The 12,125-nt window shown below is 68.1% G+C and carries 15 protein-coding genes; 9 read left to right on the top strand and 6 right to left on the bottom strand.

The window, feature by feature from the left end; all coding sequences use genetic code 11:
• Positions 1–6: 6 nt before the first annotated feature.
• Positions 7–456: a VOC family protein gene (locus QQA13_RS00260; RefSeq protein ID WP_234411300.1), complete on the bottom strand. Its 450-nt coding sequence runs from the start codon at positions 454–456 to the stop codon at positions 7–9.
• Positions 457–672: 216 nt separating this feature from the next.
• Here QQA13_RS00260 and QQA13_RS00265 point away from each other — a divergent pair, with 216 nt between their 5' ends.
• The gene (locus QQA13_RS00265) at positions 673–1,302 is read left to right on the top strand and encodes a hypothetical protein (protein ID WP_159082168.1); all 630 of its coding nucleotides are present in this window, start codon (positions 673–675) and stop codon (positions 1,300–1,302) included.
• Positions 1,303–1,408: 106 nt separating this feature from the next.
• On the opposite strand, the gene QQA13_RS00270 is transcribed toward QQA13_RS00265, so the two are convergent.
• Positions 1,409–2,221 carry a class I SAM-dependent methyltransferase gene (locus QQA13_RS00270; protein WP_108471197.1) on the bottom strand — a complete coding sequence of 271 codons (813 nt, stop codon included), beginning with the start codon at positions 2,219–2,221 and terminating at the stop codon, positions 1,409–1,411.
• A gap of 96 nt (positions 2,222–2,317) precedes the next feature.
• On the bottom strand, positions 2,318–3,793 hold the full coding sequence (locus tag QQA13_RS00275; protein ID WP_108471196.1) for an AAA family ATPase: 1,476 nt from the start codon (positions 3,791–3,793) through the stop codon (positions 2,318–2,320).
• Positions 3,794–3,894: 101 nt separating this feature from the next.
• Here QQA13_RS00275 and QQA13_RS00280 point away from each other — a divergent pair, with 101 nt between their 5' ends.
• The 8 genes from QQA13_RS00280 to QQA13_RS00315 all read left to right on the top strand — a co-directional run bounded on the left by QQA13_RS00280 (position 3,895) and on the right by QQA13_RS00315 (position 8,876).
• Complete coding sequence (locus QQA13_RS00280) at positions 3,895–4,986, top strand: PQQ-dependent sugar dehydrogenase (RefSeq protein WP_108471195.1); 1,092 nt, start codon at positions 3,895–3,897, stop codon at positions 4,984–4,986.
• A complete protein-coding gene (locus tag QQA13_RS00285) occupies positions 4,987–5,421 on the top strand; it encodes a GIY-YIG nuclease family protein (protein WP_343230546.1) in 435 nt (144 codons plus the stop codon).
• A gap of 118 nt (positions 5,422–5,539) precedes the next feature.
• Complete coding sequence (locus QQA13_RS00290; protein ID WP_108472253.1) at positions 5,540–6,163, top strand: YbhB/YbcL family Raf kinase inhibitor-like protein; 624 nt, start codon at positions 5,540–5,542, stop codon at positions 6,161–6,163.
• A gap of 135 nt (positions 6,164–6,298) precedes the next feature.
• Positions 6,299–6,454, top strand: a complete 156-nt coding sequence (locus QQA13_RS00295; protein WP_108472252.1) for a DUF1328 domain-containing protein — start codon at positions 6,299–6,301, stop codon at positions 6,452–6,454.
• 55 nt (positions 6,455–6,509) lie between these two features.
• A complete protein-coding gene (locus QQA13_RS00300; RefSeq protein WP_108472251.1) occupies positions 6,510–6,872 on the top strand; it encodes a DUF883 family protein in 363 nt (120 codons plus the stop codon).
• A gap of 17 nt (positions 6,873–6,889) precedes the next feature.
• A complete protein-coding gene (locus tag QQA13_RS00305; protein ID WP_108472250.1) occupies positions 6,890–7,360 on the top strand; it encodes a hypothetical protein in 471 nt (156 codons plus the stop codon).
• Complete coding sequence (locus QQA13_RS00310) at positions 7,357–7,689, top strand: hypothetical protein (RefSeq protein ID WP_108472249.1); 333 nt, start codon at positions 7,357–7,359, stop codon at positions 7,687–7,689. The genes QQA13_RS00305 and QQA13_RS00310 overlap by 4 nt, the downstream gene beginning before the upstream one ends.
• A complete protein-coding gene (locus QQA13_RS00315; RefSeq protein ID WP_108472248.1) occupies positions 7,686–8,876 on the top strand; it encodes an AI-2E family transporter in 1,191 nt (396 codons plus the stop codon). The genes QQA13_RS00310 and QQA13_RS00315 overlap by 4 nt, the downstream gene beginning before the upstream one ends.
• 280 nt (positions 8,877–9,156) lie before the next feature.
• Here the strand turns inward: QQA13_RS00315 and QQA13_RS00320 are convergent, their stop codons facing one another.
• The 3 genes from QQA13_RS00320 to QQA13_RS00330 form a co-directional block, all read right to left on the bottom strand.
• The gene (locus QQA13_RS00320; protein WP_108472247.1) at positions 9,157–9,678 is read right to left on the bottom strand and encodes a DUF1993 domain-containing protein; all 522 of its coding nucleotides are present in this window, start codon (positions 9,676–9,678) and stop codon (positions 9,157–9,159) included.
• Positions 9,679–9,889: 211 nt separating this feature from the next.
• On the bottom strand, positions 9,890–10,624 hold the full coding sequence (locus tag QQA13_RS00325) for an SDR family NAD(P)-dependent oxidoreductase (protein ID WP_108472246.1): 735 nt from the start codon (positions 10,622–10,624) through the stop codon (positions 9,890–9,892).
• A complete protein-coding gene (locus QQA13_RS00330) occupies positions 10,621–12,063 on the bottom strand; it encodes an efflux transporter outer membrane subunit (protein ID WP_108472245.1) in 1,443 nt (480 codons plus the stop codon). Before QQA13_RS00330 ends, QQA13_RS00325 begins: the two co-directional genes overlap by 4 nt.
• Between the last annotated feature and the right edge of the window lie 62 nt (positions 12,064–12,125).

A 12,125-nucleotide genomic window follows, 5' to 3' on the forward strand; every position in this document is an offset into this window, starting at 1 on the left:
GCCACGTTACTTCGCAAACAGCTGCGAGCGATCGGCGAACGCCTTGAACTCCAGCGCATTGCCGCAGGGATCGCGCAGGAACATCGTGGCCTGCTCGCCCACCTGGCCCTGGAAGCGGATGTGCGGCTCGATCACGAAGCGCGTGCCGGCCGCGCGCAAGCGTTCGGCCAGCGCACGCCATGCATCCATGTCGAGCACCAGGCCGAAATGGCGCACCGGCACGTCGTCGCCATCCACGTCGTGCGCCTCCGTCATGCGCGACTCTTCCGGCGCCAGGTGCGCCACGATCTGGTGGCCGTGGAAATCGAAATCGACCCAGCTGTCGCTGGAGCGGCCCTCCGGGCAGCCGAGCAGTTCGCCGTAGAACGCGCGGGCGTTCGCCAGCGAGGTGACTGGAAAGGCGAGGTGGAACGGCGGCAGGTTCGGCATGGCGGACGAAAAATGCGAGTAGGACATGCATGATGCCGCATGTCGGTACAGTGCGTGCGCGCCGTCGTCCCCGCATTGCGCCAGCCACGCATGGCTGCCATGCACCACGATGCTCGCGATGTGCGGTGCAGGAACTTTGCAAGTCGCCGGGCGGTCCACCCCATGCCGGTACCAAGGGAAGGCTCGACCGTGAGAGAAGAGCCGGGGAAGTCCTGCAGTTTGCGCGAATCGAGTTACCGCGTCATGGTCCTGGTCGTGGTGATCAGCTGCCACCTTGGCTTGTTGATGCTGTTGCTGCGGCCAGTGGTCTTCTATCGGAACACGGCTCCCGTCGCGAGAAGCGACCCACGGGCGCTCAAGCTGCGTTTTTTCCGGCCAGCGCAGCCATCGTTGCCGTATCGGGCATTACCGGCGCATCGCCTGATCGCGGCGGTGGCACACAGCCCTGCGACGTCATCGGCGAGGTCGTCGAGGCCGCCGGCAGTTCAGCTGGTTGCACACGTCGAGGCGCATCAGGCACGTGCAGGCAGTGCGCGAAACCGGGATGCGAGCGAGGACAATTCCATCAGCGACGGAGGTTTTCAGGAGCGGCTACGCCATGCTCGACGCGCCTACTCCGTCCACGGAGTGCCCGGCTCCGATACGCCCTCCGCACCTGGCATTCATCTCGTCGATCCGATGAGCCAGGGCATAGGCGCGGTGATGCGCACGGCCCAGCGTGCGTTTGGCGTCAAGAATAGTCATTGCGTCGATGTCGATGTGTGGCGCCATCTCACTCCGCGGGAGTTGAGCGCACGACATGTCTCGCCGGGCGACGTGGATGAGGTCGACGAAAAATACGACTGCAATGAGCCGCCGGGGCTGCATTTCTAATCCGCCGGGACTATGGATCACTCGATGTCATCTTGCAGTCGATGTGCGCCGCGCGACGATGCCCGGCGCTACAGCAGCCCCGCCGGCCTCGATGTGCCCATCACCATCAAGGCTTCACGAACTTCAACGTCATCCGGTCCGACTCGCCGATCGCCTTCATCTGCGCGTGCTCGCTGTCAGGTCCGGACAGGTCCGGCGGCAGGCGGTGCACGTTGATGTCTTCCGGGTCGTTCGGGTTGGCATTGATCTGCGCTACGCCGGCCACGCGGAAACCGGTCTTGAGGGCCAGCGCGATCAAGTAATCCTCGGGGAGACGGTGCAACGCCCCGGCGCTTTCCACGCCATCGGCGAACGGTCTGGCGCGGTGTTCGGTGACGCCGAACACGCCGCCGTGCCTGAGCACCTTGAACGCAGCCTTGAACACCGCATCGAGCGTGGCTGGGCTGTGGTTGAGCCAGTCATGCGTGTTGCGGAAGGTGAGCACCATGTCGGCGGAGTTGTCGGTACCCAGCTTCACCTGATCCGGTGGGGCGAACGGGACGATCTTTGCGATGTGTCCGTAGACCGCCGGGTCGGCCTTGAGCTTGGCGGTGAACTTCGCGGCCGATGGCGGCGCCGCTTCGATCAGGTGGCCGTGCGCGTGGAGGAAGGGCGCGAGGATCTCGGTGTACCAGCCACCGCCGGGCGCCAGCTCGATCACCGTCATGCCCGGCTTGATGCCGAAGAACTGCAGGGTCTCGAGCGGGTGCCGGTATTTGTCGCGGGCCCGGTTCGCGTCGGAACGCCAGTGGCCATTCACCGCCTGCTGCAACGCCGCGGTGGTGTTGTCGGCTGCGCTGGCGGGAGCGGCGCTGGCGACGGCCGGCAGCAGCAAGGTCATGATCAGCGGGATGAGCAGCTTGCAGGTGCGACGAAACATGGTTCGACCCTCCTGACGATGAGCGTTCCAGATTACGCCGAAACAGGTGCGGGGGTTAGCGCCGCATTGGTGTTGCGCAGCGCGGTTCGGGGTCGCCTAATCCGCCGCCACGCAGCGCCCCTGCGCCCACGCCCGCAGCGTGTCGACCTGCTCGCGCATCAGCACCGATAGCGGCCGGGTCTGTTTCAGGGCGTTGAGCAGGGTCACCTGGTCCGGCGGCGTGCCGTTGCCAGCAGCGTCGTACAGCGCGCTGACGATGGTCTGCTCGATCTCGGCGCCGGAGAAGCCATTGCTGGCGACGGCCAGCGCGGGCAGGTCGAAGCCGGTGGGGTCGAGTTGGCGGCGCTTGAGGTGCATGGCGAAGATCTCGGCGCGCACGGATTCCTTCGGCAGGTCGACGAAGAAGATCTCGTCGAAGCGGCCTTTACGCAGCAGCTCGGCAGGCAGTTCGTTGACCGCATTGGCGGTGGCGACGACGAACACCTTGGCCTTGCGTTCGGCCATCCAGGTGAGCAGGTAGCCGAGTACGCGGCGCGACACGCCACCATCGTCACCGCCGCCGGCCAGGCCCTTCTCGATCTCGTCGATCCACAGCACGCACGGCGCCAGCAGCTCGGTGCTGGCCAGCGCCTCGCGCAGGTTCTTCTCGGTCTCGCCCTGGTACTTGTTGTACAGCGTGCCGAAGTCCAGCCGCACCAGCGGCACGCCGAAGCCGCCGGCGATCGCCTTCGCGGCCAGGCTCTTGCCGCAACCCTGCACGCCGAGCAGCAGCATGCCCTTGGGCGGGTCGAGCGCGGGATCGGGCGTGGCGGCGAGGAACACCGCGCGCCGTCGCTGCACCCATTCCCGCACGCGGCCGATCCCGGCGACGTCGGCAAAGCTGGCGGTGGCGTATTCGTAATGCAGCAGGCCGGAACGGTTGAGAAGGTCGAACTTCGACTGCATCAGCTCGGGCAGATCCTGCGGGCCCAGCGCGCCGTCGTTGTAGATCAGCTTGCGCACGATGCGCCGTGCATCCGGTGCGGACAGGCCGAGCAGGTTGCGCATGATGGTGCGTGCGGCGTCGTTGTCGACCGTGACGTGGCGACCTTGCTCGCGCTGCCATGCCACTGCCTCACCGCGCAGGATGCCGGCCAGTTCCTTCAGGTCGGGCAACGACAGCGGCACGCGCAGCGACAGCGCCTCCAGCTCCTCGGGCAGCTCCACCTTGGCGCCGACCAGCACGATGGTGTGCGCGGCCGAGCGCTGGCGCTGCACGATCTCGCGCAGCTGGCGCAGGCTCATCGCGTAGCCGAGCAGGCCGTGGAAGTCGAACATCAGGTAGATGCCGCGCTCGCCCTGGGCGCGGATCGCCTCCAGCGTGGCGGTGGCGTCGGGTGCCACCTCGGCGCCGGGCTGGGCGAAGTCGAGTCGGCTGAGGCCGTCGGTCAACGTCCAGCGCCACAGGGGGCGCAGCGCCTGCGCGATCACGTGGCGGAAACACTCGATCACCCGTTGCTCGTCCACCGTCTCGATCACCAGCAGCGGCGTGGCCGCGCGGACCAGCGTGGTGAGGTCGTCCAGTTCGCTCATGCGCTCCCCCCGAAAGGGCGCAGTTTAGCGGGCGGCCGGGTTTCTGGCGCCATGCACTCCGGTATACGCTGCGCCTTCCCCTCGATCGCGGAGCCACCGCCATGCGCCTGCTGCTGCCATTGCTGCTGATCCTGTCGTCGCTGCCGGCGCTGGCCGCGCCGCCGCCGCTCGACCGGCTGACCCTGCCGAAGGGTTTCCACATCGCGGTGTATGCCGACCAGGTGCCGGACGCGCGCGAGATCGCGCTGGGCGCGAAGGGCACGGTGTTCGTCGGTTCCAACGATGCCGGCAAGGTCTATGCACTCACCGACACGAACGGCGACGGCGTCGCGGACAAGGTGCGGGTGATCGCCAGCGGCCTGCAGCTACCGGTGGGCGTGGCGTTCAAGGGGGGCGACCTGTACGTCTCCGCGGTGAGCCGCATCTACGTGCTGCGCGACATCGAGAACCACCTGGACGACCCGCCGAAGCCGGCGGTGATCACCGACAAGCTGCCCACCGAAACCCACCACGGCTGGAAGTTCATCGCATTCGGCCCGGACGGCAAGCTGTATGTGCCGATCGGTGCGCCGTGCAACATCTGCGACCCGGGCCCGGATCACGGCAAGCTGATCCGCATGAACGCCGACGGCAGCGGCTGGCAGGACGTGGCCCGCGGCATCCGCAACACGGTCGGCTTCGACTGGCAGCCGGGCACGAAGCGCCTGTGGTTCACCGACAACGGCCGCGACGAGATGGGCGACGACATGCCCAGCGACGAGTTGAACGAGATCACCCGCCCCGGCGAGCACTTCGGTTATCCGTACTGCCACCAGGGCGACACGCTCGACCCGGAATTTGGCAAGGGTCACAGCTGCAAGGACTACGTGCCGCCGGTGCTGAAGCTGGGCGCACATGTGGCCTCGCTCGGCATGCGTTTCTACCAAGGCAGGCAGTTTCCGGCCAGCTACAAGGGCGCGATCCTCATCGCCGAACACGGCTCGTGGAACCGCACCAGGAAATCCGGCTACCGGGTGATGACGGTGCGTTTGAACGGCAGCAAGGTGGTCTCGTACGAACCGCTGGTCAGCGGCTTCGAGCAGGACGAAAGCGCCTGGGGCCGTCCGGCCGACGTGCAACCACTGCCCGACGGCAGCGTGCTGGTCAGCGATGACCTGGCCGGGGCGGTGTATCGGGTGACGTACAAGCCGTGAGTGCGGCGCCATCTGGTTGCAAAGTGCGATTCCTGCCTGCGCAGGAATGACGGGATAAAAGAAGCGGTCCGCTCGCCCATAACCATCAAGTCGTCATTCCTGCGCAGGCAGGAATCGCGTCTCAACACCAGAGAAAACGCCATGGACAGGCGACAACCTTGCGTCTACACGCTGGCCAGCAAGAAGAATGGCGTCCTCTACATCGGTGTCACCGGCGATCTGGTCAAACGCATCTGGCAACACAGGAACGATGTGGTCGAAGGTTTTACCAACCGCTATCGCATTCATACGTTGGTCTGGTACGAACTTCACCCCACCATGGAGTCGGCGATCCTGCGCGAGAAGACGCTCAAGGCCTGGAAGCGCGACTGGAAGATGCGGTTGATCAAGCTGGGCAATACCGAGTGGCAGGACTTGTATCCGACTATCCTGTAGTTGCCGAAGTGCGATGCCTGCCTGCGCAGGCATGACGAGATAAGGACCCCACCGCCGTCATTCCGGCGAAGGCCGGAATCGCACTCCACGTTCCATGCAACCCGAGCGGAGAAACCCCATGCACCTGCGCAGCGACAACTTCGCCAACGGCCAGCCGATTCCCGCCGAGTTCGCGTTCGGCAAGCGCGGCGATCCGGTCGCGCTGTCCGACAACCGCAGCCCGCAGCTGGCGTGGAAGGACGCGCCACCGGCCACCCGCTCGTTCGTGCTCACCTGCATCGACCCCGACGTGCCCAGCCGCGGCGACGACGTGAACCAGGCCGGCCGCACCGTGCCTGCCGATCTGCCGCGGGTGGAGTTCGTGCACTGGCTGCTGGCGAACATTCCCGCCGAGTGCGGCGAGCTTGCCGCTGGCGCCTGCAGCGACGAAGTCACCGCGCGCGGCAAGCGCACGCCGTTCGGGCCACCGGGCAGCGTGCAGGGCGTCAACGACTACACCGGCTGGTTCAGCGGCGACGCCGACATGGGCGGCGAGTACCTCGGCTACGACGGCCCGTGCCCGCCGTGGAACGATACGTTGCTGCACCACTATCACTTCAAGGTGCACGCGCTCGATGTGGCCGTGCTGCCGTTGAGCGGCGGTTTCTCGCTGGCCGAACTGCGTGCGGCGATGGCCGGTCACGTGCTGGCCGAGGCGGAACTGGTCGGCACCTACAGCCTCAATCCGGCGCTCGCCGGCTGAACGGAAACCGGCGTAAACGTCGGCATCACGTGCACGACGGTGCCGACTCCCTTCACGCCCGCATGGCATGGGCTGTGGATGAATGGCCACCTGCGGTTTCCCCGCCGCCATTCCCTGCAGATTAGGACGCCCTCCATGCTTCACTATGCCCTTGTTTTTCTGATCATCGCGATCATCGCCGCCGTGCTCGGCTTCGGCGGCATTGCGGGCGCGGCGACCGGGATCGCAAAAATCCTGTTCATCATTTTCCTGATCCTCGCGGTCATCGCGTTCTTCCGCCGCAGCAGTTGATGGCGCGGCCATCGCGTCGTGTCTGTGTCACCATGAGTCTTCTCCGGAGCATGCAATGAACAAGCAAGTCCAGTCCCCCGAACCAGCCACTGGCGACCGTATCGACGAGCGTGCCGAGCGGATCAAGCAGGCCACTTCCGAAGCGGTAGCCAACACCAGGGAAAAAATGGAACGCGTCGCCGACCACGTCGAGGAAGGCCTGCACCGCGCCACCGACAAGGCGGCCGGCGCCGCCCACCAGGCCAGCGACAAGGCCACGCGGGTCAGCGAGCGCAGTCGCGAGGTCTACGACGAGACGATGGATCGCGCCGACGCATGGCTGGAACAGGCGCGCGACTACGTACGCGAGAAGCCGGTGCAGTCGGTCGCCATCGCGCTCGGCGCCGGCTGGCTGCTCGGCCGCATCCTGCGACGTTGAGCGTCGCGGGACCGGGCATGCACGACGAGGATGCATCATCCCGCGAAGCGACGGCGCCGGATCCGGCGCCGTCATCGTCTGGCCTGCTGGCCGAGATCGGCCAGCTCGGCCGCGCGGTCAAGCGGCTGTTCGGCGCGCAACGGCATTTGCTGGCGGCGGAACTGGGGCTGGCGCGCAGCGCGGTTTCGTGGATGTTGCTGGCGGCGCTGGCCGCCACCGTGGCCGGGGTCGCGCTCGGCCTGACCCTGCTTGGCCTGGTCGGTGTGCTGCTGGCGGCGTGGTTCGGTTCGTGGATCTGGGCCTTGCTGGTGCTGGCGTTGCTGCAGCTGTTGTTCCTGCTCGCCGCGATCGGACTGTTCCGCCGCTGCATGCACTGGATGAGTCTGCCCGCCACGCGCGGTGAGTGGAGTGCGATGATGCGCGAGACCCTGCACAAGGCCGAAGCGGGCGCGGCGGCCGGGCCGGGCGACGGGGAGGATCGGCAATGAGCGTATTGAAGCAGCAGCATGCCAGGGTGCAGGCCGCGCGCCTGCGCGTGCGCGCGGCGCGGCATGAGCTGAGTACGCCGGCGGCCGCCCTGCTGGCGCGCGGTCGCGACTATCCGTTGCTTACGGTGGGTGCGGCCGCTGGCGCCGGTTTCGTGCTGGGCAGCCTCAACGTGCACCCGCTGCGCGTGCCGGGGCTGGCGCCGTTGCTTGGCGGCGGGCTGGCCGAGGCGGTGGCCCATGGCACGCGCCTGCTCGCGGAGCTGGGCGCGATGGGGCTGGGTCCCGCCACGGCGGGCGAGGCGGATGCGGATGGCGGCGAACCCACGTGAGCGACCCCGGAACGCTCCCGCCGGCGCCGGATGCCGCCGACACAGCCGCGCCGGCGCGACCGGTCGCGCCGGGCACGCCGGGCACGCCGGGCACGCCGGATGAGCCGGTCCTGCAGGTCACGCATCGCCTGAGTGTGGCGCGCGGCGCACGCCGCCATCTGCGCGCGTTGCGCATGGTGCTGAACGTGCTGCTGCTGCTGGCGTTGCTGTACACCATCACGCTGGCCAAGGCGCTGCTGATTCCGCTGGTGCTGGCCGCGTTCATCGGCCTGGCGCTGAACCCGATCGTCGCCTTCGGCGCGCGCCTGCACCTGCCGCGCTGGCTCACCGCCAGCGTGCTCATGCTCGGCCTGGTGGTCGGCATCGGCGGCGGCACGGGCCTGCTGGCGCAACCGGCGGTCGGCTGGTTCCAGGGTGCGCCGGCGGCGATCAGGAGCTTCGTGCCGAAACTGCGCAGCTTCACCCGGCCGCTGGAGGCGGCCAACCGCGCCACCCAGACCCTGGTCAGCGGCACCACCCGCGCGCCGGCGCCGCCTGCCACGCCGATCTCGCTCAGCACCTGGGACGTGGTCTCCACTGCGCCGAAGGTGCTGGCGGCGGTGCTCGGCGTACTGCTGCTGGTGTTCTTCTTCCTGATCTACGGTGACTCGATGTTGCGCCGGCTGGTGGAGATCACCCCCAGCTTCGCCTACAAGCGGCACGCGGTAACCATCGTGCGCGGCATCCAGGCCGAGGTGTCGCGCTACCTGCTCACCGCGCTGCTGATCAACGCCAGCCTCGGCGCGGTCACCACCGGCATGCTATGGCTGTACAAGGTGCCCGACCCGCTGCTGTGGGGCGCGGTGGCGATGTTCGCCAACTTCATTCCCTACGTCGGCGCGATCGTCACCACCGCGCTGCTGGCGGTGGTGTGCATGCTCTACGCCAGCGACGCCAGCCTGCAGGTGTTCCTGCCGGTGCTGACCTTCGCCGGCATCACCGCGGTGGAAGGCAACCTGATCACGCCGTTCATCCAGGGCGCCAGCATGCGCTTGTCGCCGATCGCGATCCTGCTGTGGCTGCTGGTGTGGGGCTGGCTGTGGGGCATTCCCGGCGCGCTGTTGGCGGTGCCGATGCTGACCTGCACCAAGTTGATCTGCGAACGCGTACGCGGCTGGGAGTGGTTCGCGCACATCGTGCAGCGCTAGGGAGCCGCGCTACACCCACACGTCGTCCTGCGTGGGGCAGGTCCCACCCGCGTCGCCCGTGTTGACCACGCCGTACGGCTCGACCAGCATCACGCAGCCAGCCGACCAGCGGCACCAGTGCCATCCACAGCCAGAAGCTGCCGGGTTCCACAGCTCAGCGCGCGCAAACAGTTCGGCGGGTAGCCTTCGCTGATCGATGACAGCCCGCCGCCGAGCGAATAGGAGCGCGTCAGCAGCGTCCAGAAGCCGAAGGCCAGCGCGTGCCCCGTCGTCAGCGCGCTCAGGCACGCGTTTCCAGCTTCACGCCCGGGGCCAGGAAATGCATGAAGTCGGCCTTGCCCAGCGGCACGCCGATCTTGCGCAGGATGGCGTATGCGGTGGTGACGTGAAAGTACAAATTGGGCAGCAGGTATTCGCTTGCGTATTGCCGGCCGGGCAGTTCGCAGTACTTGCCGGGACCAAGGCCGATGCGCTTGATCTCATCCAGCTTGTGGTCGCCGGCGCGGATGCCGGAAACGAGTTCCCGGGTCTGCCGGATGTGGGCGCGCGCCACTGCCACGGAAGCGACCTCCGTCGACAGGTTCTCCACCGGCTCGCCGGCGCACCACTGCGAGAAGCCGCGCGGCTGGTTGCAGGCGAAGGCGATCTGGGTGCCGAGCGGGAACATGTCCGGCGCCAGGCGCTCGGTCAGTGCCGCGTCGAGATCGCCGAGGTGCTTCTCGCCGACGTCGAGGATGTGATCGAGGGTGTCCAGTCGCGACAGGAAGATGCGCTGCAGTTCGACGATTTCCCGGGTAGTCATGTGGAGCCTCGCTGGGTGGTAATGCCTGATGCCGCAGTGTGCAACCACCGCGTCGGGTGCAACAGTGCTGGAGGCCATGCCTCGGCGCTCGCGCGCCCGGCCCGCGCCTTCGCGGTTGAAAAGCACCGCCTCTCAGTCTGTCGGCCGCTGGCACGCGCTGTACTCGCGGCACGGCGCAGTCGGCGCCCATTCCTCGATGCAGGTGCGCGGATCACCAGGCGATCACTTCGCCATCGCGGAAGAAGCGCCCGGTCGGCGCCGGGGTAGGCAGGCTGGTGGCCCACACCACGCCGGCGGCGCCGACGCTCACCGGGCGGCCGCCGGGGCCGCCGAGATCGGTGGCGGTCCAGCCCGGGCACACGGCGTTGACCGCGATGCCGCTGCCTTCCAGCTCGGCCGCCAGCGTGCGGGTGTAGGTGTTGAGCGCGGACTTGGAGGTGCGGTAGGCCACGCAGGCGCTGCCGTTCGAGCCGCTGGCGCCGCAACCGCTGGAGACGTTGACGATGCGGCCGTAGCCGTGCCGGCGCATCAGCGGCAGCAGCGCGCTGCTCAGCCGCCAGGTGCCGAACAGGTGGGTCTGCATCGCATCCAGCGCCGGCGCGAGGTCGGCGTGGCTGGCGTGGGCGTCGTGGTCGTAGTGGCCGCCGGCGTTGTTGACCAGCACGTCGAGCCGGCCGTAGGTCACCTCGATCCAGCGCGCCAGCGTGTCGACCTGGTCCTGTTGCGTGACGTCGAGCTGCACCGCGATCACCTCGCCCAGCGCGCCGGCGAGCTGGCGTGCTGCATGCAGGCCCTTGTCCAGGTCGCGTGCGCCCAGCAGCACGGTGATGCCGTGTTCGCTGAGCTGGCGCACCACCTCGAAACCCAGGCCGCGATTGGCGCCGCTGACCAGCGCCACGCGGTAGACCGGCGTGCTCGCCGGCGCGCGGCGGGCCGACCGGCTCATGGTGTGGCGCCGGTCTGCGCCACCGCGCTGCAGCGCTCGTCGCCGCAGGCCTGCCAGCCGCCGCCGAGCGACTTGTACAAGGCGACGGCGCGGGTGTTGATCGCCGCCTCGGCCTGCGCCAGGTCGTCTTCGGCGGCGAGCTGGGTGCGCTCGGCGTCGAGCAGTTCGAGGAAGCCGGTGGCGCCTTCCTGGTAGCGCACTCGCGCCAGGTCGGCGGCGTGCTTGCTCTGCGTGGCCTGTTCGATCAGGTGATCGACGCGGATGCGTTGCTGGTTGAAACCGGTGACCGCGTTGTCGATGTCCTCGATCGCCTCCAGCACGCTGCGCTGGTAATTCGCCTGCGCCGCGTCGGCACGTGCCTCGCTGGCGTGCAGGTTCGCGCGCACTCGCTGCACGTTGAGGCCGGCCCAGCTGATGCTCGGCGCCAGCGACCACGCGCGCGTCGACGGGCTGCCGAAGTCGTTGCTGCGCCCGGACAGGAAACCGAGGAAGCCGCCCAGCGTGAGGTGCGGGAAGAAATCCGCCTTGGCCACGCCAATGCGCGCGGTGGCGGCCGCGTACTCGCGTTCGGCCATGCGCACGTCCGGACGACGCGCCAACACGTCGCCGGCGTCACCGATCGGCAAGCTCGCTGCGATCGGCGTGAAGCTCTTCGGCGACACGTCGATGTCCAGTTCGCCCGGGCGCGCGCCGAGCAGCACGGCGAGGCGGTATTCGCTGGCGCTGGCCTGCGTCTGCAGCAGCGGCAGTTGCGCCTGCACCGCGCTGAGGCGGGCCTTCGCGCTGGCCACGTCCTGCTCCGAGCCGGTGCCGACCTGCTGGCGCACCTCGGTGAGGTGCACGGTCTGGCGCTGGTTGTCGATGTCGCGTCTGGCGATGTCCAGCCGCAGCTGGCTGCCGCGCAGTTCGAAATAGTTGCGTGCGACCTCGGCCAGCAGGCTGACTTGCGCGTCGTGCAGCGCCGCCTCGCTGGCGCCGAGGTCGGCGCCGGCCGCTTCCACCGAACGGCGCACGCCGCCGAACAGGTCCAGCTCCCAGCTGGCATCGAAGCCGGCCTGGTAGGTGGTGGTGGTGCGCCGCTGCTCGCCGAAGCCCGGCTGCTGGCCGCGGCTGCGCGTGTAGCTCGCGCCGGTGTCGATGGTCGGCAGCTGGTCGGACTTCGCGCCGCCGAGCAGCGCCCGCGCTTCCTGCAATCGCGCCACCGCGATGCGCAGGTCGAGGTTGTTGGCCGCGGCGCGCTGGATTAGCGTATCCAATACCGGATCGTTGAACTGCTTCCACCACGCGGCCTGGAACGACGCGTTGGTTTCCTGTGCGGCGTCGAGGCCCTGCAGTTGCGGCGCGGGGATCTTCGCGGCGCGGTAGTTCGGGCCGACGCTGACGCAGCCCGCCAGTGCGAGGACGAAAACGAGCACGGAGCCACGAACCCACGTCGTCATCCCTGCGTAGGCAGGGATCGCACTTGCTCGTTCGTCGGAGTGCGCGGAAGTGCGATTCCTGC

The sequence above is a fragment of the Rhodanobacter thiooxydans genome, assembly GCF_030291135.1.
GTDB classification, from domain to species: domain Bacteria; phylum Pseudomonadota; class Gammaproteobacteria; order Xanthomonadales; family Rhodanobacteraceae; genus Rhodanobacter; species Rhodanobacter thiooxydans_A.